The sequence below is a fragment of the Sedimentibacter sp. LTW-03 genome (assembly GCF_052059825.1).
In the GTDB taxonomy this organism is placed as follows: domain Bacteria; phylum Bacillota; class Clostridia; order Tissierellales; family Sedimentibacteraceae; genus Sedimentibacter.
The window spans coordinates 1669796-1696440 of record NZ_CP197180.1; the positions used below are offsets into that span (position 1 = coordinate 1669796).

The 26645-nt window shown below is 35.2% G+C and carries 19 protein-coding genes; 6 read left to right on the forward strand and 13 right to left on the reverse strand.

Annotated elements, in window-relative coordinates; translation table 11 throughout:
- The first annotated feature begins 48 nt into the window (after positions 1-48).
- Positions 49-1965 carry an ABC-F family ATP-binding cassette domain-containing protein gene (locus ACS3UD_RS08385; protein WP_308140053.1) on the forward strand — a complete coding sequence of 639 codons (1917 nt, stop codon included), beginning with the start codon at positions 49-51 and terminating at the stop codon, positions 1963-1965.
- A 107-nt stretch (positions 1966-2072) separates the two neighbouring features.
- Here ACS3UD_RS08385 and tsaD read toward each other — a convergent pair whose 3' ends face one another.
- From tsaD to ACS3UD_RS08415, 6 genes are all read right to left on the reverse strand, one after another.
- Positions 2073-3095 (reverse strand): tRNA (adenosine(37)-N6)-threonylcarbamoyltransferase complex transferase subunit TsaD, encoded by a 1023-nt coding sequence (tsaD, locus tag ACS3UD_RS08390; protein WP_308140052.1) that lies wholly within the window; start codon positions 3093-3095, stop codon positions 2073-2075.
- Positions 3096-3234: 139 nt separating this feature from the next.
- Positions 3235-4536, reverse strand: coding sequence for an ABC transporter permease subunit (locus tag ACS3UD_RS08395; RefSeq protein WP_308140051.1), 1302 nt, complete (start codon positions 4534-4536; stop codon positions 3235-3237).
- A complete protein-coding gene (locus ACS3UD_RS08400; protein WP_308140050.1) occupies positions 4536-5636 on the reverse strand; it encodes an ABC transporter permease subunit in 1101 nt (366 codons plus the stop codon). Before ACS3UD_RS08400 ends, ACS3UD_RS08395 begins: the two co-directional genes overlap by 1 nt.
- The gene (locus ACS3UD_RS08405; RefSeq protein WP_308140049.1) at positions 5636-7231 is read right to left on the reverse strand and encodes a sugar ABC transporter ATP-binding protein; all 1596 of its coding nucleotides are present in this window, start codon (positions 7229-7231) and stop codon (positions 5636-5638) included. Before ACS3UD_RS08405 ends, ACS3UD_RS08400 begins: the two co-directional genes overlap by 1 nt.
- 101 nt (positions 7232-7332) lie before the next feature.
- Positions 7333-8571 (reverse strand): DUF3798 domain-containing protein, encoded by a 1239-nt coding sequence (locus ACS3UD_RS08410; RefSeq protein ID WP_308140048.1) that lies wholly within the window; start codon positions 8569-8571, stop codon positions 7333-7335.
- A gap of 363 nt (positions 8572-8934) precedes the next feature.
- Positions 8935-9252: a hypothetical protein gene (locus tag ACS3UD_RS08415; RefSeq protein ID WP_308140047.1), complete on the reverse strand. Its 318-nt coding sequence runs from the start codon at positions 9250-9252 to the stop codon at positions 8935-8937.
- Between the two features lie 162 nt (positions 9253-9414).
- On the opposite strand from ACS3UD_RS08415, the gene ACS3UD_RS08420 reads away from it, so the two are divergent.
- Positions 9415-10347, forward strand: a complete 933-nt coding sequence (locus ACS3UD_RS08420; RefSeq protein WP_308140046.1) for a hypothetical protein — start codon at positions 9415-9417, stop codon at positions 10345-10347.
- Positions 10348-10406: 59 nt separating this feature from the next.
- Here ACS3UD_RS08420 and addA read toward each other — a convergent pair whose 3' ends face one another.
- The 6 genes from addA to hutH form a co-directional block, all read right to left on the reverse strand.
- On the reverse strand, positions 10407-14045 hold the full coding sequence (gene addA / locus ACS3UD_RS08425; protein ID WP_308140045.1) for a helicase-exonuclease AddAB subunit AddA: 3639 nt from the start codon (positions 14043-14045) through the stop codon (positions 10407-10409).
- Positions 14042-17443, reverse strand: a complete 3402-nt coding sequence (addB, locus tag ACS3UD_RS08430) for a helicase-exonuclease AddAB subunit AddB (RefSeq protein WP_308140044.1) — start codon at positions 17441-17443, stop codon at positions 14042-14044. The genes addA and addB overlap by 4 nt, the downstream gene beginning before the upstream one ends.
- 125 nt (positions 17444-17568) lie before the next feature.
- A complete protein-coding gene (locus tag ACS3UD_RS08435; RefSeq protein WP_308140043.1) occupies positions 17569-18582 on the reverse strand; it encodes a 3'-5' exoribonuclease YhaM family protein in 1014 nt (337 codons plus the stop codon).
- A gap of 197 nt (positions 18583-18779) precedes the next feature.
- Positions 18780-20057: a DUF4349 domain-containing protein gene (locus tag ACS3UD_RS08440; protein WP_308140042.1), complete on the reverse strand. Its 1278-nt coding sequence runs from the start codon at positions 20055-20057 to the stop codon at positions 18780-18782.
- A gap of 12 nt (positions 20058-20069) precedes the next feature.
- Complete coding sequence (locus ACS3UD_RS08445) at positions 20070-20651, reverse strand: RNA polymerase sigma factor (RefSeq protein ID WP_308140041.1); 582 nt, start codon at positions 20649-20651, stop codon at positions 20070-20072.
- A gap of 225 nt (positions 20652-20876) precedes the next feature.
- On the reverse strand, positions 20877-22406 hold the full coding sequence (gene hutH / locus ACS3UD_RS08450; protein ID WP_308140040.1) for a histidine ammonia-lyase: 1530 nt from the start codon (positions 22404-22406) through the stop codon (positions 20877-20879).
- A 298-nt stretch (positions 22407-22704) separates the two neighbouring features.
- Here hutH and ACS3UD_RS08455 point away from each other — a divergent pair, with 298 nt between their 5' ends.
- A complete protein-coding gene (locus tag ACS3UD_RS08455; protein ID WP_213924197.1) occupies positions 22705-23139 on the forward strand; it encodes an Lrp/AsnC family transcriptional regulator in 435 nt (144 codons plus the stop codon).
- A gap of 91 nt (positions 23140-23230) precedes the next feature.
- On the opposite strand, the gene ACS3UD_RS08460 is transcribed toward ACS3UD_RS08455, so the two are convergent.
- Positions 23231-23662, reverse strand: a complete 432-nt coding sequence (locus tag ACS3UD_RS08460) for an FMN-binding protein (protein ID WP_308140039.1) — start codon at positions 23660-23662, stop codon at positions 23231-23233.
- Between the two features lie 404 nt (positions 23663-24066).
- Here ACS3UD_RS08460 and ACS3UD_RS08465 point away from each other — a divergent pair, with 404 nt between their 5' ends.
- The 3 genes from ACS3UD_RS08465 to ACS3UD_RS08475 are packed head-to-tail and all read left to right on the forward strand — an operon-like array spanning position 24067 to position 26541.
- The gene (locus tag ACS3UD_RS08465; RefSeq protein WP_308140038.1) at positions 24067-24540 is read left to right on the forward strand and encodes a hypothetical protein; all 474 of its coding nucleotides are present in this window, start codon (positions 24067-24069) and stop codon (positions 24538-24540) included.
- A gap of 1 nt (position 24541) precedes the next feature.
- Positions 24542-25885 (forward strand): TrkH family potassium uptake protein, encoded by a 1344-nt coding sequence (locus tag ACS3UD_RS08470; protein ID WP_308140037.1) that lies wholly within the window; start codon positions 24542-24544, stop codon positions 25883-25885.
- Between the two features lie 8 nt (positions 25886-25893).
- The gene (locus ACS3UD_RS08475; RefSeq protein ID WP_308140036.1) at positions 25894-26541 is read left to right on the forward strand and encodes a potassium channel family protein; all 648 of its coding nucleotides are present in this window, start codon (positions 25894-25896) and stop codon (positions 26539-26541) included.
- The last annotated feature ends 104 nt before the right edge of the window (positions 26542-26645 follow it).

The following is a 26645-nucleotide window of genomic DNA, read 5'->3' on the forward strand; positions in this document are numbered from 1 at the left end:
GTTATAATTATATGACTTTATACAATAATGACCGGAAAGGAAAATACTATGATTGTTTTATCATGCAATGATGTTTCAAAAGCCTACGTTGTTGATAATATTATTGAAAATATATCATTCACAGTTAATGACAACGAAAAAGTTGGATTGATAGGACTAAATGGAGCAGGTAAGACTACCTTATTCAATATATTGACCGGAAAATCAGATTTTGACAGCGGAGAAATATATCTAGCTAAAGGAAAAAAGATTGGTTATTTAAAACAAAACACAAATATAGAAAGCAACCGCAGCATTATGAATGAAATGCTCACCATATATCAAAATGTAATCAAGCTTGAACAAGACCTCCATGAATTATCTCATAAAATAAGCAGCTACACTGAAAACGATGATTCAGAGGAACTTCAGCAAATCATGGAAACATATGCAAAAATGAGCGAAAAATTTGAAGAAATGGACGGCTATATTTTCAAAAGTCACATAAAGGGTGTACTAAAGGGCTTAGGTTTTTCTGAAAGCGAGTTTGACAAGCCTGTCAACTTGCTCAGCGGAGGACAAAAAAGCAGAGTTATGCTCGCTAAGTTGCTGCTGGAAAAGGCAGATGTACTTCTTTTGGATGAACCTACAAACCACCTGGACATCGAAGCAATTTCTTGGCTTGAGAAATATATAAAAGATTTTAAGGGTGCTGTAATAATTATTTCCCATGACAGATATTTCTTGGACAATACAGTAAGTAGAATCTTTCTAATGGAAAACAAGAATTTGAAAGAATACGACGGAAACTTTACGGAATTCATAAAAAAAAGGAAGATTGAGCTTGAACAGCGGGCAAAGCAATATGAAGAGTATGAAAAGGAAATAAACAGGCAGGAGGAAATGATTCGGCGCCTTCACGCTTACGGAAGCAAACGAAATATAAGACAGGCACTCAGCAGACAAAAATCCCTGGACAAAATTAAAAAAATGGACAAACCGGCTCTGAACAATAAAAAAGTCAAGCTTCGGTTCGCAACAAGAATAAAAAGCGGAACCGACGTTCTCGCAGCAGAAGGCTTAGCCGTAAATTATGGAGAGCATAGAGTTTTCAACAATATCAACATTAACGTATACAAAGGTGAAAAGGTCGGAATAATTGGCCCGAATGGTATCGGAAAATCTACTCTGTTAAAAGTAATAGCAGGTAAAGTTGAATCTTATGAGGGTAATGTAACTATTGGTCATAATGTAAATATAGGCTATTATGATCAGGAACAAACTAATTTGGACAGCGAAAGTACTGTTATAGATGAGATCTGGGATTATAATCCTGATTTAAACTATTATGACATACGCAGCATGCTGGCAAGATTTTTATTTAACGGCGATGATATGTACAAAATAGTCGGAGACTTAAGCGGAGGTGAAAAAAGCAGATTATCACTGCTGAAGCTTATGACTTCAAACTCAAATTTTCTTCTGATGGATGAACCCACAAATCATCTGGACATTGACTCAAAGGAAATTTTAGAGGATGCACTCGTTAACTATGAAGGAACAGTACTTGTTGTATCCCACGACAGATATTTTCTTAACAAAGTTGCAGATAAAATTTATGATGTGTCATCAGACAGCGCCTTCCAGTATCTTGGCAACTATGATTACTACATTCAAAAAAAAGCGGAGCTTGAGGAAACTGACGAGTCAGTAACTGTTTTAAAAACAAAGACACAATTAAATGCTGAAAAGAAAAAAGAGCGTGAAAATATACGCGACCGACAACAAAGAGAAAAGACAATTCAAAAACTAGAAGAAAAAATTCAATTGCATGAAAATAAAATTCATGAACTTGAATTTGAATTATGCCAACCTTCAACATATGAAGATAAAGTTCTAATTATTGATTTAAATGAAAAATTAAACACTTATAAAAATGAACTTGACATTCTATACACAGATTGGACGGAACTTTTAGAAAATTAAAAAAGTTGTCCACATGTTGTTAATGAACTGTGAACAACTTTTTCATTAGTATTTCAGTATCAACAGCTTTATCCACAGCTGTTGATACTTTTTTACACTTAATCTGTTTATAAGTTTTCAAGCTCCAAATTAGGTATCGCATTTAATGATGCATCGCAAAACTGCTTATTTAAATATTTATAATATCCGGCGCATCCAATCATAGCTGCATTATCGGTGCATAAAATAGGTGATGGTTTTGTAAATTTATAATTATTTTCCTGGCATTTCTCCATAAGCATTTCTCTCAAGCGTGAGTTTGAAGCAACACCTCCGGCAAGTGCAATCGTCTTGCAGTTCTTTTGCTTGGCAGCTTTAATTGTTTTCATAACAAGGACTTCTACTACTGCCTCCTGAAAACTTGCCGCAACATCTTCGACAACAATTTTTTCGTTTCTTTGCTCACTATTATGCAGATAATTCAGCACTGAAGATTTTAATCCACTGAAACTAAAATCCAAAGTATCTTCATCTATAATTACTCTAGGAAATTTGATAGCCGTCTTGCAGCCTTGCTTTGCAGCTTTATCTATCAACGGACCTCCAGGGTATCCTAGACCTACTGCTCTGGCAATCTTGTCAAAAGCCTCCCCTGCCGCATCATCTCTTGTCTTCCCCATTATCTCATACTTTCCGTAATCTTTCACATATACGAGATGTGTGTGGCCACCTGATGCAACCAGGCATATGAATGGAGGTTCAAGGTTTTTATCTTCAATAAAATTAGCACTTATATGACCTTCTATGTGATTAACCCCAATAAGAGGTTTATTAAATGCGTAGGACAGCCCCTTTGCAAAGTTTACTCCCACAAGCAGTGCACCCACTAACCCTGGTCCATATGTTACAGCGATTGCATCAACCTGATCCTTTGTTACATCTGCAGTTCTCAAGGCCTCTTCAACAACTCCGTTTATATTTTCTATGTGCTTTCTTGAGGCTACCTCAGGTACAACACCTCCAAATTCCTTATGTATATCTATCTGAGATGATATAACGTTTGATAAAACATCTCTTCCATTTTTAATAACAGAAGCAGCTGTTTCATCACATGATGATTCTATTGCAAGTATCAATATATTTTCTTTCATATTTTCCTCCGCTTCGATTGTTTTGATTATAATCCAAAAGGGCTCTTTGCGCAAGAAGCAAAATACAAATCAAAAATAAATAAAACAGCTGCGTGTATTGCTTATACAAGCAGCTGTTAAAATTAGCGATATAAGAAATTTATTCTAGTGATTCTTTCGCTTTCTTGTTTGTTCTCCAAACATGAAGTCCAAGCGCAAGACCTATTACTCCGTATACCATAAATGTTCTGAAATATTCTCCCAGAAGTGCGTTGCCAAATAAGGACAACCCTATTTCTGGTGACATGATAAACATTGAGTTAAATAGCAATGTTCCAAGTATGGCATGGCGTATGTTTGCTTTTTGAGTTGAAGCACCTCCTACCAAAAGTGCTGCAACCGAAAACATACCTATTTGAGTATGGGCTCCATATGTGTTCAACGTTCCCATGTTCTGAAGGTACATAATCTGCCCCCACGCTGCAAGAACCGTCGACATAATTGTTGCAATTATTCTTGTCCGATCAACATTTATACCAGAAACTTGCGCAATATGCTGACTCTGACCAACACTTCTGAAATCCTGTCCAAGTTTTGTTCTTAATATCAATTCATTAAATACACACAAACCTATGATAAAAATACCTATTACAACAGGTACTTTTCTTACTTTCATCAGGCCGGAATCTGTTGCTATAGCAAAGATGCTTATAGCTATAATCACAAGACATATAACGGAATTTAAAATAGTCATCATTTTTTTGTTTTTAGTGAAAACTGCCGTATTCTTTTTCCTTGCAAGTCTTATAATTTGCAAAGCAAGTATAGCAGCTGCTACTACCAGGACAGCCCACATAAATGGTATTTCCATAATGCTGTCAAGTGCGTATTTTAATCCGCCTTCTTCTACCTTAACAAGGTCAACCGTTGTTCTTATGCCTACTCCGTCAGGCTTAATCATTGGATGTGTATCAGGAACTTTTATGATAACTCCCACAACGAACAAAAACAGAAATTGATAAATACCATTTGCGAAAAAGCCTACTATTAAGCTGGCAATCATTTCCTGGCCCCTGGTTTTATTGTATAAAGCTCCCGTAAAATATCCGAACAATGCTGCAATAGGTAATGCCAGCAAAAATGTAAGAGCCATTCCGGAATATCCTCCCAGCTCAAAATATCTTACAATTGCTATGGCAACCTGTCCAGCCATTGCTCCTACAACAATACCAAAGTTAAGCCCAAGGCCTGCAACAACTGGTATTATCAGCGACAATACAAGAAATGCATTTCTAAAAAACCTGCTAGACAATTCAGTAAGAAAGTAATTTACTGTTACACCGTCAGATACTAGAAAACCAAATAAGGTAAATGCAACAAAAATCAGCGTAACTATGTTATCCGCAATCCATGACGTATCTTTCTTATTACTAAGTCTCTCTCCTGTAGATATATTATTCATTATTTATCGCCTCCTTTAACCTGAGTTAAAGCATAAAGGATTATTCCGTTCTGAATTACCATACGAAGTATTTCCGACAAGTCGGTGCCTTCAAATAACTGATTTGCTACAGGCAATGCAGTCGTCAAAAGTCCCTGGAATATAATTGTTCCTATTATTACATGCGAAACCTTGGCTCTTGAAGCTGTTGCCCCTCCTATGAGAACGGCTGCTACAGCTGGGAACGCCATCATTAGAGGTGCATTATAAAGCTGAGCATATCCATATCCCTGCGAATATACTATTATTCCCACTGCCCCCAATACTGTGGACAAAATATTAGCTTTTACCCTGTTTCTATTTATTTCGATGCCGGATGCTTGAGCGAATCTAGGATTGATTCCTCCAGCTGATATTGCTATACCGGATTTTGATCTGAAATACAGCCATACAAGCGCACAGCATAAAAGGAATATCAGTATCATCCCTGTAGGTATTATAAGTCCTTTAGTACCGCCTACAGTGATCAATCCGTTCTCTCCTCCAATTGCAAATCTCCAGAAATTGCTTAATATTTGAGCTCCTTCAACAGCATCCAACTGAATTGTTTCCCTTAATCCATTTCCCATAAACCATCCCATTTTGGTGCTTGTGAATGGAATCATAAGCCATGCAAGACACATAAACGCGGATATAGAAAATCCCGTATAAGTAGCTATGGTCATTTCTGAACCCTTAACTGCATTTAATAGCTTTCCATACAAATACCCAAGGATAGTTGCAAATACAATTGCAAGAGCGATAGAAACAAACAACCATGATGCTCCCATAAAACCGAATTCTATGGAAAGAACTATAGCAAACAAGCCGCACACAATGCCTATAGGCAATGCAAAATTAGGTCCCGTTCCTGACTGGATAGAAGGAACCATAGCTAGAACAAGTATTCCGTTCATGCCAGCTCTTTTTAACGTATCACTCATCAGAGTTGACATTGATATACCCAAAGCGCCTCCCATAATAAGAAGAGCTATCCAAAATGTACCTATGATCATCGTCGGTAAGCCTATCTTATTTATAATTTCCTTAAAGCTTTTGCTTTTATCCTTTACTTCAACCATTATGCTTCACTCCCTTCTACATCATGCCGGCTTCCTGACATCATCAGACCAAAATCCGCATCGGGAGCCTCAGGAGAAAGAACTCCTTCAACCTTGCCTTCGCATATTATTACAATCCTGTCACATATACTTCTTAATTCCGCAAGTTCGGAGGAAGTCATAACTATGGTCATACCGTATTCTTCGTTCAATTTTTTCAATAAATCCAGTACCAGTTTCTTGGCACCTATGTCAATTCCTCTTGTAGGCTCTGAAACCAGAAGAAGATTTGGATTTAAAGTAAGAGCCCTAGCAACGCACACTTTCTGTTGATTGCCTCCGCTGAGTCTCCCAGCGTTTTGCAGAGAAGATGTGCATCTAATATCAAGATCCTTAATCATCTTTAAAGCATGCTGCCTTATCATTTTTGAATCCTTAAATCTGAAAGGACCAATTTCAGTAAGAAAATCATTTCTCGTCTGCATTGCAGAAAAAACTATGTTACCCTCTATAGATTCATCCAGTAAAAGGCCTATGCCTTTTCTGTCTTCGCTAACAAATGCAAGCCCTGCCTGTATAACTTCCTTAGGATCATTTAGGGAGAGTTTTTCTCCGTTAAAAGTAATTTCTCCTGTTGCCGGATATATTCCCATTAAGCCATTGGCGATACCCAGTTTTCCTTGTCCCGCAAGGCCTCCTATTCCTACTATCTCTCCTTTTTTGATATCAAGGTTCACACCCTTTACTCTTTCTCCGGGCATGGATACATTCAAATCTTTGATGCTTAAAATTGTTTCATCACTTATAACTTTATTTTCAGCGCTTTTTCTGTCAATTGAAACCTTTCTGCCAACCATAAGCTGGGCTATCTCAAACTTATTTGTGTCTTTTATTTTTTTTGTTGCAACGTGCTCACCATCTCTAAGTACTGTAACTTTATCTGCTACATCTATAATTTCATCAAGCCTATGACTGATAAATATAATACCTATACCTTTTTTGGACAATTTTTTTATTGCATTTAGAAGATTTTTAGCTTCGGCTTCTGCCAATACCGCAGTGGGTTCATCAAACACAAGAATTTTAATTCCCTTTTTATCTATTTCACGTGCAATTTCTATAAACTGCATATGCCCTACGGGAAGCCCTGCAACAGGAAGAAACTCATCAATGTTCATGTCAAGAATATCAAGAGCTTTTCTTGCATCTTCGTTCATTTTCTTTACGTCCAAAGATTCCATACGTTTACCAAAAACTTGGCTCACAACGTTAGGCTTGGTAATTTCCCTGTTTAATTTAATATTTTCTGTAATTGTAAAACCGGGTATAAGCATAAATTCCTGATGTACCATACCTATACCATAATCCATTGCATCGTGTGGAGATTTTATATTAACATGTTTTCCTTCAATTTCAATATTACCATCAAATCCTCCAGTCGTATGAATAACGGGCATTCCAAACAATATGTTCATTAATGTTGATTTTCCAGCACCGTTCTCACCTATTAGAGCAAGTATTTCACCTTTTTCCAGCTCAATATTTATATCCTTTAATACTTTGTTTCCGGAATACTCCTTTGAAACATTTTTTAAGCTTAGAAGGTTTTCACTCATTTTTACCTCCTGTGGTATGTTTAATAAAAGGAATGCAACGGAAGTTCATCAATAGGAAACTCCGAAACATTCCTTAATTACCTTTTAATATTAATAAAGTGTTAATCTATAATATGCTCTTCACCATATGTTAAGAAATCCATCATTATCAGTCTGAATGTAGGATATTCAGCTGTCCCGTCTGTTGTTTCTTCTATGTATTGTGTTGTAGAAACTTCAAGTCCGTTAGCATATTCCGTCATTAATTGTTCCAATACTTCCGGCTCAAGGTCATCTCCAACTTCACCTTTTATCCATTTGATAGCATATTCACTTCCAGATACAGTGTTCATCATAGCTACAGGTACTGGCCATGTTGAGAATCTGCCAAGAACTCCGCCTTCTTGAAGTTTTTTTGCTGTTTCGCTTATTACATTTGCCATCGCATCTACGGTATATCCTGTTGATTCAATACCTAGTGCTGACGGGTATCCGTGATATGGTGATGGACAGCATGGCTGAGGATAAATAGCTCCTGCATCATAACAAGCTTTAATTAACGGTGTCTGCATTGCACAGTTTGTTGAGAAGAATGCAGTATCTTTACCGTATTTTTCTACCATTTTAGGAACATCTTCAAGAATAAATTGCTGCGCTCCAGGTACACCTGCATCTCCTGTTGGATCCGGTGCAGTTGCATCAACAAATTCAAGTCCTATTTCTTCGCACTTAGCTATCATAAGGTCTCTTCTTGCTGAAAGAAGTACAACTGACATATGTCTTGGGAATGAATAGTGAACCAATGTCTTAGCTCCTAATAATTGAGCCTGCTCCGGAATACTGTTACCCATTCCAAGCTCATCCGGCTGAAGGATTAAGTTTGCTCTTGCCACAACATCTGGAGGATTTTCCTGAGGTGCACAGTAAACAATAAACATGTCATCACGCATTTCCAGCAATTTATCAACGGCTGCATTTGTTCCCGGTACAGCCTGGTTTATAATCAGCGCTTTTACATCAGGGTCTGAACCTATCTTTGTAATAATACTGATCATTTGTTCCTGCTCAGTCATAAAGTTATCCGGCCATAAAACATGTGATACTTTATCTTCGCCGTATCTCTCTACCATTTCCTGAGCCGAACGATACTCTTCTTCATTTTGTGAAAGTGTATTTGTTACAATAGCAATTTTGCCTTCAAAAGGCTCTGCATCTCCTGCAGGTTGTTCTGCTGGTGCTTCCGCAGGTTGTTCTGCCGGCTGCTCTGCCGGTTGTTCTGCCGGTGCTTCCGCAGGTTTACTGCAAGCAGCTAAACCGAAAACCATAACAAGCACTAACAAGATACTTATAACCTTCTTCATTTTGTCCCTCCTAATTAATAAAATATAACCTGGTTTTAATTATAATTGAATATATATGAATTGTCAAACAATTATTATATGTCCTGTTTTTTCCATTTATAAATGTTTTGCTAATTTTTGTATTTTAATGAAAACGATTATTTATTTTTTTTAATTATTTTAATAAATTTTGAAACGTTTTCAAAATAAACACATAATGATGTTAGCGTTTTCAGTTCAATTTTTAAATACAAACACTTTTTAACATTTGTATGCATTAAAAAAACAAAATAATATAAATATGTATCTTGTTGTATAAAAATTTTTATAAAAATAAAGAAAAAAGGGAGGTTTTATTCCCTTTTAACTTACTTTAAATCAAGACTATTTTAAACTATCCAAAAACTTTCTCATTTTCTTTTTTTGTTCAGGACTTAGAAACATTTCAAAGTTTTTTAGGTCGTTTATTTTTTTGTTATATTCCTCTTCTCCGTATTGTTCCTTAAGCTTTTTGCTCATGTTTTTAGCATCATTTAAAATTTCATCTTCTGACTTGCCCGTATATTTCTCTTGGAATTCTTTAAACTGTTTATTGTTCACAAAATCATTGACCTTTTTGTTGTTAGCTACCTTCTTAAACTCCTTGCTTTCAGTGATTTTATTTAATTCATTGTCATCGAAACTTTTAAAAATTTTTGACATGTGTATACCTCCATTCCTAATTACATAATATGCCGCAAAATTAAATAGATTACAGATTAATTTATCTTAATGGCTCATTTTTGTGTAACACAATATAACCCCATGAATAAAATGTAATATTGATTATCATTTTAAGAGGGTGATATTATTCCAGTTCAAATATTGCTGTATTTATTTGCCGCAAAGTATATTTTCGGAACAAACCAGCTTCCGGGCATGGTGTCTAAATTATCAGGAACTACAAAAAACCTGACATCCGGCTTAATATCAGATCCGCAAAAGGTTGAAAATTTAATCGGCATGGTTCGGACATTTGCTCCGCTGACATCTCCAGGCACAGTAACAAGAGTTAATACATATTTGCCGCTTTTTGAAAAAATAAGCACATTGCTCGGATTATATTCATTTCTGAACCGAGCTCAGACATTCAAGCCAATTGAATCTTTAAATGCAAAATCTCCCACCGACATGATGACCGCACTAATGAAGGGTGGAAATGTTCCAATGGGCAAAATTCTTTCACAGCCGCTTATTGCAAACAACATGGAAAAAATAATGAGTACCGTTGCAATGAATATGATGAAAAACGGCGGTTTTAATGATTTGCTTAAAAATGAAAACATTAGCGATATTATATCAAATTTTGCACAAAATTCGGATAGCGGGTCCTCCGAAAATAATGTTGATTTAAACAGCCTCATGGAAGCTTTCATGCCTATGATAAATAGCATGAACACTAAAGCAGAAGAGAAAAATGACAATTATAAAGATATAGATGTCAAAGATTTAGAAACTTATGACGATTACACTGATAAACCTGAATTCCGAAACGAATCATTTTTACCGGATGATGAGGATGATGAAGTTGCAATACCAAATCTTGCAGCACAACATAAAGAAAATGAAAAGAATACATACGACAGCAGGGATGAAAACTATAACAAACTTGAAAATGACAGATATAGCAAACACTATAAAAACAACCGCTATGAAAGTCACGAAAAAACAATAAATTATGATGAACACAAAGCCAACTACAACGAAAAAAAAGAGAATCCAACACCAATTCGCATTAAGCAGAGAAGGAGACGTTAGGCATAAAAAAATAATGAAGAGTGACGGCCAATCATTCTTCATTATTTTTTTTTCAGCTTTTATCTTATCTCAACCGCCTGTTCAATATCAAACAAGTACAGGTAACATTCCTTAACTTCGACTCCCGTTATTTTTTCTACAGCTTCCTTATATGACAATATCTGACGGCTGTATTCATCAATAGCAGCATCTGTATTGCCGTCAATAATTTCATCCGTTTTATAGTCTATTATTACAATTTTATCGTCTTCATAGAAATAGCAGTCTATAATTCCCTGAATTAGTATCATATCATCACCATCCAGGTATTCAATAATCTCAGAAGCACTTTTTTTGATCACAAATGGAACTTCTCTCTTTACTTGTAACGACGATCTCATTCTTCTGCCTATATCAGTTCTGAAAAACCCAAATATTTTTTTTACATCAACCACACTTGCTTCCTGCTCAGTCAAAAGTTTTTTTTGAACCATACCATCTATTTGTTCCTTAATATTTTCTATTCCCATGTTGTCATAAATATTGAGATGCTGCATTACGAAGTGGACAATTGACCCTATTTCTGCCTGTGTAAAATCAGAATCCTTTTCTTTAAACTGAGGTATGTCTCTCAAAGCAGGAATATTAAACTTAACCGTTTCAATATTCTCGCGCTTTAAAACCTTTAAATCTGTTACCGAAAGCTTTGTAGGAACATTTATGGAACTTCTGAAAGAGTATTCACAGCTCAGCCTGCGGTTTATTTCTGTTTTCTCATTGCTGTAATCATGGCATTTAAACAAATTCATTTCATTTATCCTCACAGCTTTTTTTTCAGCCGCTTCACACTCATTTCTGTTTATTTGAGATAATGTAATCTTGTTTACATTCCATTTTGCAGGACTGACACCTTCGCTGACAAATGTTTCGAAAATCATATTTTCAGAGCTTACACTACTAAGCGTGCTGTATGCATCTAAGTTTTTAAATAAAGTGGTGCAAATCCATTCCAAAAATGAATCGCCATTGTAAATATTATACAAAGACGGTCCTTTTGACCATTTTTTCAACCTTCTGTCGAATTTATCAACTGTTCCTATCATTATTAGCCTGTCAATTGCTCTCGTCATGGCAACATAAAGAACCCTCATTTCTTCTGAAATATTTTCAGTTCTTATTATATTTTTTACGGCGATTCTCGGCAAAGTCTCTCTGTATATCCTCTGCTGCGGATTAATATATTTTGGAGCGATTCCATGCAGTTTATGCTTTAATATGCTTTTTGACGAATCGGTCCGATTAAACTTTTTGTTCAGGCCGCAAATAATTACAACAGGGAATTCAAGGCCCTTGCTTTTGTGCACAGACATAAGCCGTACAACATTGTCATTTTCTCCAAGTGTTTTTGCACTACCGGTATCAGATGAAGAATTATTAAGCTTTTCAACATACCTTAAAAAATTAAACAGACCACTCATGGAAGTTTTTTCAAAATCAGATGCTTTTTCAGTCAGCATCCTTAGATTTGCCTGCCTTATTCTCCCATTGGGAAGCATTCCGACAAAATAATAATAATTTGTCTCCATCAATACCTCCCATATAAAATCACTTAGCTGACTGTACCTGCTCCTCTTTTTCCAGTTTTCAATTTTGTCTATAAAATTTCTTATTTTTATGGCAAGATCATCAGAGCAGTTATTTTTATATTCGTACAGAGCATCAATAAAATTTAATTTTGGATTCTTAAGACGTATTTGTACAAGGTCATCAGCTTCAAACAAGCCTATTGGAGATCTCATAACACTTAAAGCCGGAACATCCTGCCTTATGTTATCAATTATTTTAAGCAAATTCAATATAACTTGTATTTCAATAGTTTCATAATAACCGGATCCTCCGTCAAAATAGAAAGGTATCCCATTATCATTGAAAATTTGTTCAAATATACCTGCCCACCCTGATACAGAACGCATAAGCAGCACTATGTCCTTGTATTGAATTTTTTTTGCTTCTACACCTGCTTTGTTATATACATTATTTGCTCTTATAGGTTCATTCATGTTTTTTTTAAGAAGCTGATTTATTTTTTGAACAGCCATATAAGCTTCAAGTTCTGCTGTCTTCATAGATCTGATTTCATCATCCAAGTCATCTGATTCCGAGGTATCCTTATCTATAATTGTAAGATCCATAAAGCAGTCTCTTTCATCCGAACGGTTATCTGTGAATTCCGAACCGGGGTTTAAAAATACATCCCGGTTATAATCCACCTCTCCAAGAGTCTTATTCATAACATTACTGAATACATAATTTATCCCGCTCAATATTTCCTTTCTGCTTCTGAAGTTTTGCGTCAGATCAATTCTTATATCCTGACCGCTCCTCTCAGAAAGTGGGTATGTTTCGCACTTCTCGTTAAAAATCGCAGGATCAGACAATCTGAAACGGTATATGCTCTGCTTTACATCTCCTACCATAAATAAATTATTTTCTCTTTTTATTTTGCTCAGCAATTCCTCCTGGAGGCTGTTGCTATCCTGGTACTCATCAATAAATATATATTTAAACCTGCTCCTGTAACTTTTGCCTATGTCCTCCTGCCTCAAAATTTCAAGGGCGTAATGTTCTACATCATTGAAATCCGCAATCGATTTATCCATTTTTTTGGTTTTGAAACTTTTGTCCAGATCGCAAATAATGTCAAACAGAGCCCTCATAGAAACATGCATATAATTAACATCAGCAGCAAATTCAGACAATGTTCTGTTCGGTATCATCTTGTTAATGCTGCTTATAATTTTCTTGTATTCATCTCTCAGAAGTTTTACTTCTTCCTGTTTTTCCGCATCAATCTCTTCCTTTGCTTTTCCCCTTATCTGCTTCAGTGACAAATACTTCACGCTGTGTATCGAATATAGAAACTTTTCAAAATCATTTTCAAGGAACTCTTCCAAATTTTGAATATTTTGCATATCATCCGTCAGTGTTTCTTTATACGGAGTGGGACCTCCATCATCAGCACACAATTTTATCGCGGTTTTAAGTATTTCTTCGCCTCCTGATAGCTGAAGCCTAAGATTATCCTTTATTGCCTCCAACCACGGTGATTTTTTCAAACCATCACTAGACATCAAAAGCAGATTAATTTTTTCATCGAGCCACTTCATTGGATCTGGAAAGCTTAAAATAAATCTGTAAATATCCTTAATAATTTCGTTAAGTTCAAAATCGCCGCGGTTTCCGGTAAAACTCTCAACAAGCTGAATAAATCCAGGTGTTTTCTCTGTATAATGCTTTTCCAAAATCTCGTCTATTGTTTCATTAAGAAGTATATCAATTTCATTTACATCGCCTATCCTAAAATTCGGATCGATTCCGATTACATGAAAGTTTTTTCGAACAATATCAATGCAGAATGCGTGTATTGTAGAAATGTTTGACCTGCTTAAAAGATTAAGCTGCCTGCTTAGATGCCCTTTGTTACTGCTATTCTGCACTGCCTTTATAAGAGATTTGTGAATTTTCTGCTTCATGCCGGAAGCAGCAGCATTTGTAAAGGTTACAATCAAAAATTTATCTATGTCCTCATTATCGTCAATCAACAACTTAATAATTCTTTCTACCAGGACTGTAGTCTTTCCAGACCCTGCCGCTGCAGACACAAGTATATTTTTGTTCCTCGTATTTATTACTTTTAGTTGACCGTCACTGAATTTCATTCATCTTCACAACCTTTTTTCAATATTTCCGACAATATTTCTTCCTTGCGCAGTTTTTTTATCCTTCGATAATTATTTCCATCCACAGCCGGGTCAAACTGACACACAGATTTGAATTCACAATATTGACAGGGGGTCTTGCTTCCTGAATCTTTCCTGTACGGCATTATATCAATATTTCCATCCATTATTTTTTCTGCAATTTCTCCCGCAACTTCATCTGCTTTGTTTAAAATCGCTTTAAATTCTTTATAAGTGAGTGTTTTTGAAAATCTGGACGTACTTCCGTCCTTGTTTAACGAAACGGGAACAACATCAGATTTCCTTACAGCTTCAACATCACTGTCCATGTTCAAAATAACATCCATATCTTCAACAATGTAACCTTTGAGAGAAAGTTTTTTAAATATTTCATTTTCCGATTCTGAAGATAAAACTTCATCGCCGTCAATCATGGGATCATCTATACAAAAGTAATACGCTCCACCTATCTCGGGAGCTGTCTCAAACAGCTTTTTACCATTTTTGATTACTGCCGACATATATATCAACAGCTGAAGCTGGAGTCCCTGCACAGCATCGGACAAATCAATATCCTTATATGAAGACTTATAGTCTATTACATTTATATATACCTTATCATTCTTCTTAAGAATATCCACCCTGTCAATCCTGCCTTGCAGAAATATGCTTGTATTATTTGTCAGCTTTATTTCAACAGGGTCAATCCTAATTTCCATATGCCTGTCACCTATAACAAGCTCTGTATACGTGGGACGAAATTTACCTTTTTTAAGCTGCTCAACAATTGTTTTTGCGGCCCTGTTTACCAGCCTTTTTACCTTTTCTTTCATGTATCTGTTCCGTTCGTTTGAATCAAAAGCTGTATAATCCATAGCTCCGCCTTGTAAGATTTTCTCCGTGCATTCTTGAGACATGGTATGTATTTTACCCTTGTCCAATTTATCTATATTTTCAAGCTCACTAGAAATTGATTTAGTAAACTGTTCAACAGACTGGTGATATATATTTCCCAGGTCATAAAATTCTATTTTTTGAACTAATCTAGGTTGCGGCCTGATCACATTGTCCATAAAAAATTTAAACGGGCATGCAGCAAAATTTTCAATTTTAGATACCGACATTAAAACAGGATTCTCATGTATCTTCTTCAGGCTGTTTTTATTTATATTTTCTGTGCTATTTTTATAGGACAGCCCTTTGTGTATCAAATCTATTACAATTTCTTCATTTGCTTCGTACCATGAATACACATCCTTCCAGACAACATCAATGTTGTTTCCTTCAACAAAATCTCTCATGTTTGAAATAAGATAGTCAACGGTTCCGCTTCGGTTTGATATCCTTTCCCACTGGCTCATTCCACTTAAGTCAGTCTGCTCCTTGACTGCCGGAAATATCTGCCTCAGCTTGTCCGCATACATTGACGGCTGCATAGTTCTTCCCTCAGCATTTCCAAGAGCCCAGCTCAAATATAGTCTGTCAGAAGCATTTGTAAACAGCTTATAAATTGTATGCTTTTCCTTGTAAACATAATAGTCGGAATCATTTAAAAGCTTCATGCCTGACTTTTCAAGAAATTCTCTTTCGTAATCAAGAAGTAGACCCTTTTCGTTGTTTCTTGAATCAAGTTTTCCTTCATTGGCTCCAAGTATAAAAAGAACCTTTGAGGATTTTAAAGATATTTTCTCAATTTCACCTACAGTAACCTTATCCAGAGTAGGCGGGATAATGCTTATTTTAACTTCGCTAAATCCTGTCTCTATCATTTTTTTATATTCACGCGGGCTTATTTCTGTATCTCCTCCCACAAGAACAATTTGTTCAAAAATATCTATTACATAGTTCCATACTTGAGCATTTTCGCCTGACAGCTCGAATTGTCCTGATTTCTTAAATATTTCAACCTGTCTTTCAATTTTTTCCTGAACCTTGTATTCTCTGAGAAAGTCAAGCATAAATACTGTAATATCCGCTGTTGTTTTTAAATCTTTCAGTTTCTTTTTATAGGCTACCAATCCGTTCACAAACTTTTTTCTCAGTAAATTAAAATACTCAATACCATCAGCGTTAAATTTGAAAGGCTTAAACCACTTATCTCCTTTGATTCCGTATTGAAGAGCAAAGTTTTCAAGTCTGCTTACTTCATCATAATTCAAATCGGAAAATCCTGTTTTCAAAAATTCAAATGTGCTGTCATGCCTGAAATTATAAATAAGCATATCAAACAGAGACAATATGAATTTCGTAAGGGGGTTTCCCATTATATCTCTCTTATAATCAAGGAAGTAAGGAATTTCATATTTTGCGAACACCTTTTTCACATTGACAGAATAGCTATCCATATCACTTGCGGCAATAGCTATGTCCTTCCACCTGTATCCGTCATCCCGAACAAGTGAAACAATCTTCTGAGCAACTCTTTCCGTCTCGGAATAAGGATTCAGCGATGAAAATATCTGTATGGCTCCGGTGCCTTGGATGAATTTTGACGGACTTACGGAAAATAGGTTTTGTTCTATTGTTTTGATTTCGTTCTTTATTCTGCTACTGCTGAGAGAAATCAAGTTAATTGAATCATCCAAACCCTCTGACAAAATTCTATACGTATCACATACAATTTTAAATGCCTCCCAGTCTTCTGTACTGTGTGGGCTAATTAAGGTTTTTGATTCTGCATTTAGTGTTATTGTAACGTTTATTGAACTTTCAGCCAGTTTTTTTATCAGTCTGTGCCTCTGCATGCTGAAGCTTTCAAATCCGTCAATCCATATCACGGAATTTTTTATATAATCAGATTTTTCAACAGCCTCAATAACAAGATTAAGTTTATCTTCTTCATCAAAAAATATGTTATTTGTTCTCTTAATAATTTCACCGTAAACTTTAATTATATCTTCAAGCTTTTTATTTAAAAGCCTATTTTCATTATCATTTACCTTGTACTTAATTATTTTTTCAAGAAATTCTACGCTTATGCAGTTTTGCTTCATTTCACTGATAAGAGAATTAAATTCTCTCAGGAACCCCTCCTGCTTTGAAGCTGTTCTAAACAGTTTAAGATCGTCCTTGTTCTCTTCGAACACCTGCTTTAAAAGCATAATCTTTCCATAATCGTTAATTTCCTGCATTTTTAGGCCGCCAACTTCTTCGAGAATTTTATAGCCCAACCGTGTAAAGCTTAAAACCTCAGCAGACATTATTCCATTGCTGCCTGTTCTTTCAATAACGTCGTATTCAGCCTGATATGTCATTTGTTCAGGAACTATCAGCAATAAATGATTATGATTTTTCTTTAGTATTTCATTATTTATATCATCACTTATATATTTTGATTTACCTGTCTTGGCCCTTCCGGCTATAATGGTTAGTCCCATTCCTTCCCTCCTGTTACAATTTCAGTACAATTGTAAAGGAACGACATAAATCGATCGACAAGCTGCTGAATCACCTTGCCGCTTTGATGACGAAGTCGTTCCTTAAATCTGTTTATATTGCTGCTTTACTCACCTGACATTTTATACAAATTTCTGTTATCCAAAATCCATATCTTATCGGTAAATTGGCCATCTCCTATACCTTCAAGCGCATGTTCAAAGTCAAACATTCTTGCATCTATTATGTCCAGAAAATGCAAAAGCTCTGCTTCGGGAGTCATGGGCTTTTTAGGGCTGCCGAATTCCGGTTCATAATGGTGAGATAAAACCATGTGCTGTAGAATTATGCTCTTTTCCCTGTCTATACCGATTTTATCTCCTTCAATTTCTATTTCCTTTATTCCTTGGATTATATGCCCCAACAGCTTACCTTCCATTGTGTAGTCAGAAACAACACCGTATTCATCAGAGTCCATTTCCAGTATTTTACATATGTCATGGAGTATAACTCCTGAATACACGTAATCCATTCTTAGAAAGCCATACACCTGACCAAGCTTTTCACCTGACTGCAACATCCTAAGCGTATGGTACAGCAGTCCCCCCATGTATGAGTGGTGATTTTTTTTTGCAGCGGGATAGTAAAGCAGCTTATTACTGTATTTGGAAATTATATTTCTTACAAGCAATTTAATTTCTTTATCATTAATTTTATCTATATATGATTCAACTTCCGTATACATTTCATCATTACTAATAGGTGCCGAAGGTATAAGCTCCGATACTTGTATGGAATCCGAAGAGTTCTTAGCTCTTACTTTATTTACTTTAAGCTGCTTTGACCCGTTCCATTCTAAAACCTCTCCTCTTACTTTGACAATAGAATTATTTTTCAGGATAGCTTCTTTTTCTTCGGTATACTCCCATATTTTCGCGTTAATTTCACCCGTTTTATCCACCAATTCAATATCTATGTACTGCTTTCCGTTTGTAGTCTTCTTAACCTCGCTGCTTTTTACGAGATAGAATCCATCTGCTTTTTCGCCTGCCGTCAGCTCAGAAATATTTTTGTTGGGATTTCTCATAGTTTTCATCTGCTCTTTTGCTTTATCATTTAACAAGTCTTCTATACTTGACATCTATCTGCCTCACTTTTTTAATTTTTTATAGTAGTTATTATAACATATGCAGCAGAATCATTAAATAACTTTTATAATTAATTAACTCGAAGCGCAACAGCGAAAAAAGCCTGGATCCCTTAGCTTTAGGGTTACAGGCTTTAATACTCTTTTTTTCAACACATAATTTGATTCTAACTTTAGAAAAGTAACTGATTTTACATTTTCTTCTTCCAATATTTTTTAATCTTCAGTAGTAATACTATAAATATAATTATAATTGGAATCAGTATAGGTGAGGAAGTCACTGCGGCAACTACCATGTTTCCAAATCCCCTTACTATTGAATTTACCGTATTGATAAATCCTTCTTTAGCACGTTCCCATATTCCTTTTTCACTTTTGAGGGTGAAATTGACTTCTCTTACTTCCTCAACATCCAAATCTATTGTGGACATTGAAGCTCTGTCATCTATATCTGCAAGGCTTACATTAAGTGCATCTATTTCTGTTCTGACTCTTCTAAGCTCATTTTCTATCTTAAGCATTTCTTCGACCGTACTCGCCTTTTCAAACAGGTCTCTCAAATGCTGCTCCTGAATCTCAAGATTTTTTACCTTGTTGTCTTTTTCGTAGTATTCCTTTGTTGCATCCTTCTCACTAATGCTTTTTCTCTTAACATCGGAGTTTTCTTCTAGATAACTTACAAGCTCGTAGAAATCCTCCTGCGGGATTCGAACCTTCAAATTTCCGCGCATAAGCTTTTTATCTTCATAAACCTGATATACTTCCGTTATATTATTTTCAATAAAGCCGCCCATGGAACTGATTTTTGTGTTTATCTCATTGAAAAATTCATTATAATCCTTTGTCTGCAGATACAGACTTGCAGACTTAATAATCTTCATTTCTCTGTTACTCTCGGCAGTTAATGCAGACTGATTTGAATCAATGCTGTCATTTTCTTCCCCTCTTACGCCTGCCGCCTTTAGATTGTTCGTATCTGCGATGAAATATTGTTCTTCTGTCGCGGATTCAGGCGCGGTACCTGATTCTTCAATATACTCCTGAGGCATTTCTGAAGGAGCTTCAGCCGTATCATATGACATTTCATTGCTTGATTTTCCCATGCGTGCATTGTTTAAACTATATACTAATAATACCAATACAAACGCAGCGGCAAGACTGCCATACTTCATCCACTTAAATTTACCGCTTCTCTTACTGTATACTTCCTGAATATCGGAGGTCTTCGTTGCTTCAATATCTTCAGATGCTGCCTTCATAAGCTTTTTATGAAGTCTGTCGCAGTATCCGGCAGGCGGTTCTTCATCAGGAAGCTCATTCAACATTTGTATAAGCTTCCTGTAATCCTCAAGTTCACTTCGGCATTCAGGACAATTATCTAAATGCTCATCCATCAACTTTTTTTCTTCTTCACTTAATTCATTATCGATATAGAGTGATAAATTATCTCTAACTTCATTACAATTCATATTTTCACCGCCTTAGTACTGAAATTTCAGTTCATTTTCTAATATTTCTTTCAAGTTCTTTCTTGCCCTGTTAAGTCTGGATTTTACCGTACCTAAATTACATGAAAGTATTTCAGATATTTCACCGTAAGAAAACCCCTGAATATCTCTTAAAATTATAATGGTTTTAAAATCATCATCCAATTTATTTATAGCATCATTAACAAGTTTATTCTTGAAATTTTTTTCAACCAATTCATCCGGGTTCCCAGAGTTATCGGCAATTTCTCTTTGAACTTCGTTTACTCCTCCCAAATCAATACTTTCATCAATTGAAAAGGTATTTATAGCCTTTTTTCTTTTTAAATCAATACATGTATTAACAACTATTCTATACAGCCAAACCTTAAAGGTTGACTCCATGTTAAAACTTTTTATGCTTTTATATACCTTAATTAAAGCTTCCTGTGATGCGTCCTCTGCGTCTTCGGTATTTTTGAGAACTTTCAATGCAATGTTATATGCAATTTTTTTGTAATCTTTGATCAGCTCTTCAAAAGCATCTATATTCCCCTTCTTGCTTTGCTCTACAAGCCACAGCTCATTGCTTTTCATTATTTCACCCCGTTCGGTTATAATATAAGACGTTATAAAATTTTTATTTGTTCCAAAAAAATTTATTTTAATAAATTTTTCTTTTACAAAAAATATTTTTATAACTAAAAATATTAAATTAATTATAGCATTTATCAATATTTCTGGCAACAAAAAAGCGTTTCTTTCGAAACGCTCGAGTTTAATGATAAATTCATCAAGATATCAGTCTGTAAAAAAATTCTTTTAAAATTCAATACTTCCGGCCGCCTGCTCACTGGCACTTATAATAGTATTATCCATGATAAGTTCTTCGCACTTATTAATGTCTTCATAAAGAGGTCTGTCTTCTTTTAGCATTGGAACACGCTGTCTGACTGCGTTGTATACCGGCTCTGTACCATCGCCCAATCCCCTGTTTCCTCTCAGATCAATTCCTTGGCAAGCGCACATTATCTCCATAGCAAGCACCCTTCTCACATTCTCCATTATTTCTTTTGCCTTTCTTGCCGCTATGGTTCCCATGGAAACATGGTCCTCTTGATTAGCAGATGATGGAATACTGTCAACAGATGCAGGATGAGCAAGAACTTTATTTTCGGATACAAGAGCTGCAGCCGAATATTGTACAATCATAAATCCGGAGTTCAATCCTCCGTGTTCAACAAGAAATGCCGGGAGTCCGCTTAGCGACGGATTTACCAGCCTCTCAAGTCTTCTTTCAGATATATCCGCAAGCTCTGCTAAAGCAATACCCAAGAAATCAAAGCTCAGCGCCATAGGCTGTCCGTGGAAGTTGCCGCCTGATATTCCTTCTCTGGTTTCAGGGAATATTATTGGATTATCGGTTACTGAATTAATTTCTATTTCAACTTTTTCCTTTACATAATTTATTGCATCCTTGCTTGCACCGTGAACCTGAGGAGTACATCGAAGAGAATACGCATCCTGAACTCTTATATCTCCCTGCCTTGTTGTCATTTTGCTTTCAGCAAGCAACTGAAGCATAATTCTGGCCGTATCCTTCTGCCCTTTATGAGGACGCACGTCATGAACTTTATGATCAAGTGCATCTACTATACCGTTATGTGCTTCAAAACTCAGTGAAGCCGCTATATCCGATACTTTTAAAAGGTTAATCGCATCGTAGACAGTCAATGCTCCCACTGAAGTCATAACCTGAGTACCGTTAATCAATGCAAGACCTTCTTTTGAAGTAAGTTCAATTATAGGTATACCTGCCTTTTTCATAGCTTCGGCCCCACTCATAACCTCACCTGCATATTCAGCCATTCCAAGGCCTATCATTGGAAGAACCATATGAGATAAAGGGGCTAAGTCTCCGCTGGCTCCCAGAGAACCCTTTTGAGGAACTACGGGATGCACTCCCTTATTAAGCATATCTATCATAGTTTGGATAGTTTCAAGCTTGGCGCCCGAATACCCCTTCGCCAGATTATTTATTCTAAGCAGTATTATTCCTCTTACTATTTCTGTATCGAAAGGTTTTCCGGCACCAACCGCATGAGTCACAATAAGATTTTTTTGAAGAAGCTTCGATTCTTCTTTTGAAATTGAAACATCGCTAAACTTCCCAAAACCCGTTGTTATGCCGTAGACAACATCTTCGTTTTCAACAAACTCATCCACTATTTTTCTTGATGCAATTATTTTATCAACTGCCGATTTTGATAATTCAACCTCATAGAAATTCCTGCAAACAGCTGCCACCTCTTCAAGAGTTAAAGTATTTCCCGTAATTATTACTTTGCTCATTTTTACCTCCTAAATTTAATATTTTTTAAAAAAATAAGGACAAATTTCAGTGTACAAAAACTACACTAAAATCTGCCCCCTCATATCTCATGTCTATAGGCGTATTTCAATACTTAAATTATATTATAATTTTGCAAAATTGTCAAATGTTTAAAAGGTGTATTTCTGTACATGTATATAAGTTTATTACGTATTGTTTATAAAAAAAAATTTGCAAACCATGTTCCGATATGCTATATTAAAACAATGTTAGATTTGTTCCAATATAAAATTATTAATTGGTTTAAGAGGTAATAAAATGGATTCATTGGATATGCTTATAATTGAAAATATTGAAAAAGAAGGCAGAATTTCGCATGAAGAATTATCAAAACGCTTAAATTTGTCCAGACCTGCCATTCATAACAGAGTTACAAAACTCGAAGAGCAAGGAATAATTTCCGGATACAAGGCCGAAATAAATTGGTCCATGCTCGGTTATAAGACTAATGCAATGATTTCTTTAAGAGTGCGAACCACTAATTATGATAAATTTTTAGAGCAATTAAAAAACCTTAAAATTGCCGATCTCATTATTGAAGAGTGCCACATTGTTACAGGAACATGGTGCATATTGATGAAAGTAAGATGCATATCACCACTTGGATTAAAGTCCTTGCAGGACGAACTACATAAAATTGACTGCATTAAAGAAACATCAACATCACTTATATTAACCTCAGTATATAATTAAAATAGTTAAAACTAAATAGTTAAAACTAAGTATATAAAAAACCAGGTTAGACTTTATGATTAAGTCCAACCTGGTTTTTCATTCAACATATTTATTTCATTCCTTCTAAAGCATTGTCAACGGCTTCTTTAATAGCATCGCTCGTAACAGTTGCTCCGGAAATACTTTCTACATCTGTCGAATCAGCTTCTTCTATTTTTGCCGGAAGCTGATCTAAGGCATTAGAACCTACACCCTGGGTTTCCTTTTCACCCACAGCCTCAACAGACATAATGTCATCGCCGCTAACTTTTACTGTTACGCTCACTTCTCCGCCATATCCTTGAGCAGTCCCTGTCAGAGTCTGGGTGTCGGTCATATCATTAGTTTCATTATCTGTAACCGTACCCTCATCAACAACATCATTACCTACTGAATTATTGCCGTCAGTAATATCTTCAGTCAAATCATTATTTTTATCCTCAGTACATGCCACCATGCTGAGCAACATAAGTACACATACCAATAATGCAAGTTTCTTCATAATTATCCTCCAATTTAATATTAGTTTTTCATAAATAGTATAACCAAAATAAAAATTACCATTAAAAATTTAATAAAATATTAATAATTAAATGTTAATTTGATTTTTTACCACTAAATATCCGCAAATATTATTTAATTTCACTGCAGATATTGAGTTTGTATCGATAAATACCGCTTTTTATGCTCATAACAAATTAAATAAGTAAAAATCCGGTTAATATAATCAGAATTCACATATAATATATTTTTACGAAAGAAAGTGCACAGTCAAAGTATCAATTATCAGGCAGTAATTATTTTACGTTTTGTTACTTATACAATATTAACACCCTGATACATAACTTAATACATTTTTAATGTCAATAATATTATAATAATTACAATAAAATTAAGGAGCTCAGTATGAATGCAGCTATTATATTATCGCTTATTGCAGTATTCTTAATTAATTTCATTTTTATAGATAAAATTTATACTATTATCGAACCTCCTTCTAAAAATCACTGCAATTCCAATAATAATTTTGTTTGCAGAGAAAAAGATGTTTTAATATACGGCAACAAAGCTGTATGCCGTGAAATAAGCTGTTTGCTGATGCAGAAGGATTTAACTTCAGATATATTTAACGATATTGACAAATTGGATAAATCTCGTAATTACAGCTGTATGCTGGCTGTCAATGATGATGATTTGGAAAATCTGACAGCATGCTCTATAGCGTCTAAATTAATGAAAATAAAAATTATATTTGCAATATGCAATAAGCAATATAACAAAAATATATATGAAGAAAATGAAATTACGTGTATTGACGGTAAATCCTCAGCACCTGAAATCGTATTAATGCTGCTTAACAGCAAGGCCACAAGGAGATAATATGTTTAAAATAAAAAACCTAAAAATGACTTATACTGAAATCATTGTGTTTGGTACTTTGTTAATTATAATAGCAGGCGGAATTATTTTGAGTCTTCCCGTATCATCAAGAAACAACATGCCTACACCATATATAGATTCACTGTTTACCGCAGCCTCTGCGTTTTGTGTAACCGGCCTTGTACTATACGATACCTATACTCATTGGTCTTTATTTGGACAAATAGTTATACTTGTGCTCATCCAGGTAGGCGGACTTGGCTTTATGACTATAATTACCTTATTTTCAATGTTTCTTAGAAGAAAAATAGGTTTGAAGGAAAGAAGATTATTGATGGAATCGGCAAATACATTGAAAATAGGAGGAATTGTATTTCTTGTTAAAAAAATTTTAATAAGGACATTTATTTTTGAGGGTATAGGAACCATATTTCTTTCACTGCGTTTTTGCCCTAAAATGGGCTTTTACTTAGGATTATATAACGGTATATTTCATTCGGTTTCCGCATTTTGCAATGCGGGCTTTGACTTAATGGGCAGATACGGTCAATTTTCATCACTCACTTCATATGCGAACGATGTTGTTGTAAATATTGTAGTAATGGGGCTAATAGTAATAGGAGGTATTGGTTTTGTTGTATGGGATGATATTGCTAAAAATTTATTTAAGTTCAACAAATACAGTCTTCATACCAAAATAGTTCTTACTGCTACAATTTCTCTGATACTTGGAGGTGCAGCCATATTTTTAGCAATGGAGTCAAAGCACAGCATGATAAATATGAGCTTGGGAGAGAAAATACTGTCAGCACTATTTCATTCCATAACTCCCAGAACAGCTGGATTTAACACTATTAATTTAAACACCATGTCTGAAGGAGGGTATCTGCTTACAATGCTATTAATGGTTATCGGAGGCAGCCCCGGATCTACAGCAGGCGGTATAAAAACAACCACTTTTGTTACATTAATCATCACCGCTTTGTCATCGGCAAAACAGCTTTCAGACATTACTATATTTAAAAGAAGACTTGAAACAGATTCTCTGAAAAAAGCAAGCTCAATCACGGTCATTTATATTTCAACTATTTTTTTAGCTGTAATGCTTATAAGTGCAACTCAAAATTTCAGTCTGGAAGAGACAATGTTTGAAGTAATTTCAGCAATCGGCACTGTAGGTTTATCATTGGGAATTACACCGTTATTGAGTAATTTTTCTAAAATTATTATTTCTTTTCTCATGTACGGAGGAAAAGTAGGAGTGCTATCAATGGCTGCTGTTTTGGCTGAGAAGAAAGAAACATCTCCGCTTAGCAGACCATACGGAAAAATCATTATCGGGTAGGTGGTATTATGAAATCAGTTTTAATTATAGGAATGGGCGCATTTGGAATTCATCTAGCACTGAAAATGTCAGATTTAAAAAATGACGTAATGATAGTTGATAAGGATGCATCTATTATAGATGAAATGTCATCTCTAGTCACCGATGCTCAAATCGGAGACTGCACAAAAGAAGATGTATTAAAAGCACTTGGTGTAAGCAATTTTGATATTTGCTTTGTAACAATAGGCGATAATTTTCAGTCTTCCTTGGAAATAACATCCTTACTAAAGGATTTGGGTGCCAAGTATGTAATATCAAAATCAAGCAGGGATATACAGGCCAAATTTCTATTAAGAAACGGCGCAGATGAAGTTGTATATCCAGATAAGGACATGGCTGAGAAACTAGCAACAAGATGCAGTGCAAACAATGTACTGGATTACTTTTCAATTACTAAGGAATATTCTATTTTTGAAACACCAATTATTCAAGATTGGATAGGGCAAAGTATAGAAAACATAAACGTAAGAAAAAAACACCATATTAATATACTTCTTATTAAAAACGGAAATGATATTACAATGCCAAAGGCAGACTATACATTCAGAAAAAATGATAATCTCATTATCATAGGCAAATCAGAAGAGGTTCAAAAATTTACAAATAATATATAAATCAAATAAAATATATTATTTTAGCTGTTTAAAATTTTTTTGATTGGTTTCCCGCTCTGGCATGCAATCTCACGCATATCTGAATACACTGTGATTGCGTGCCG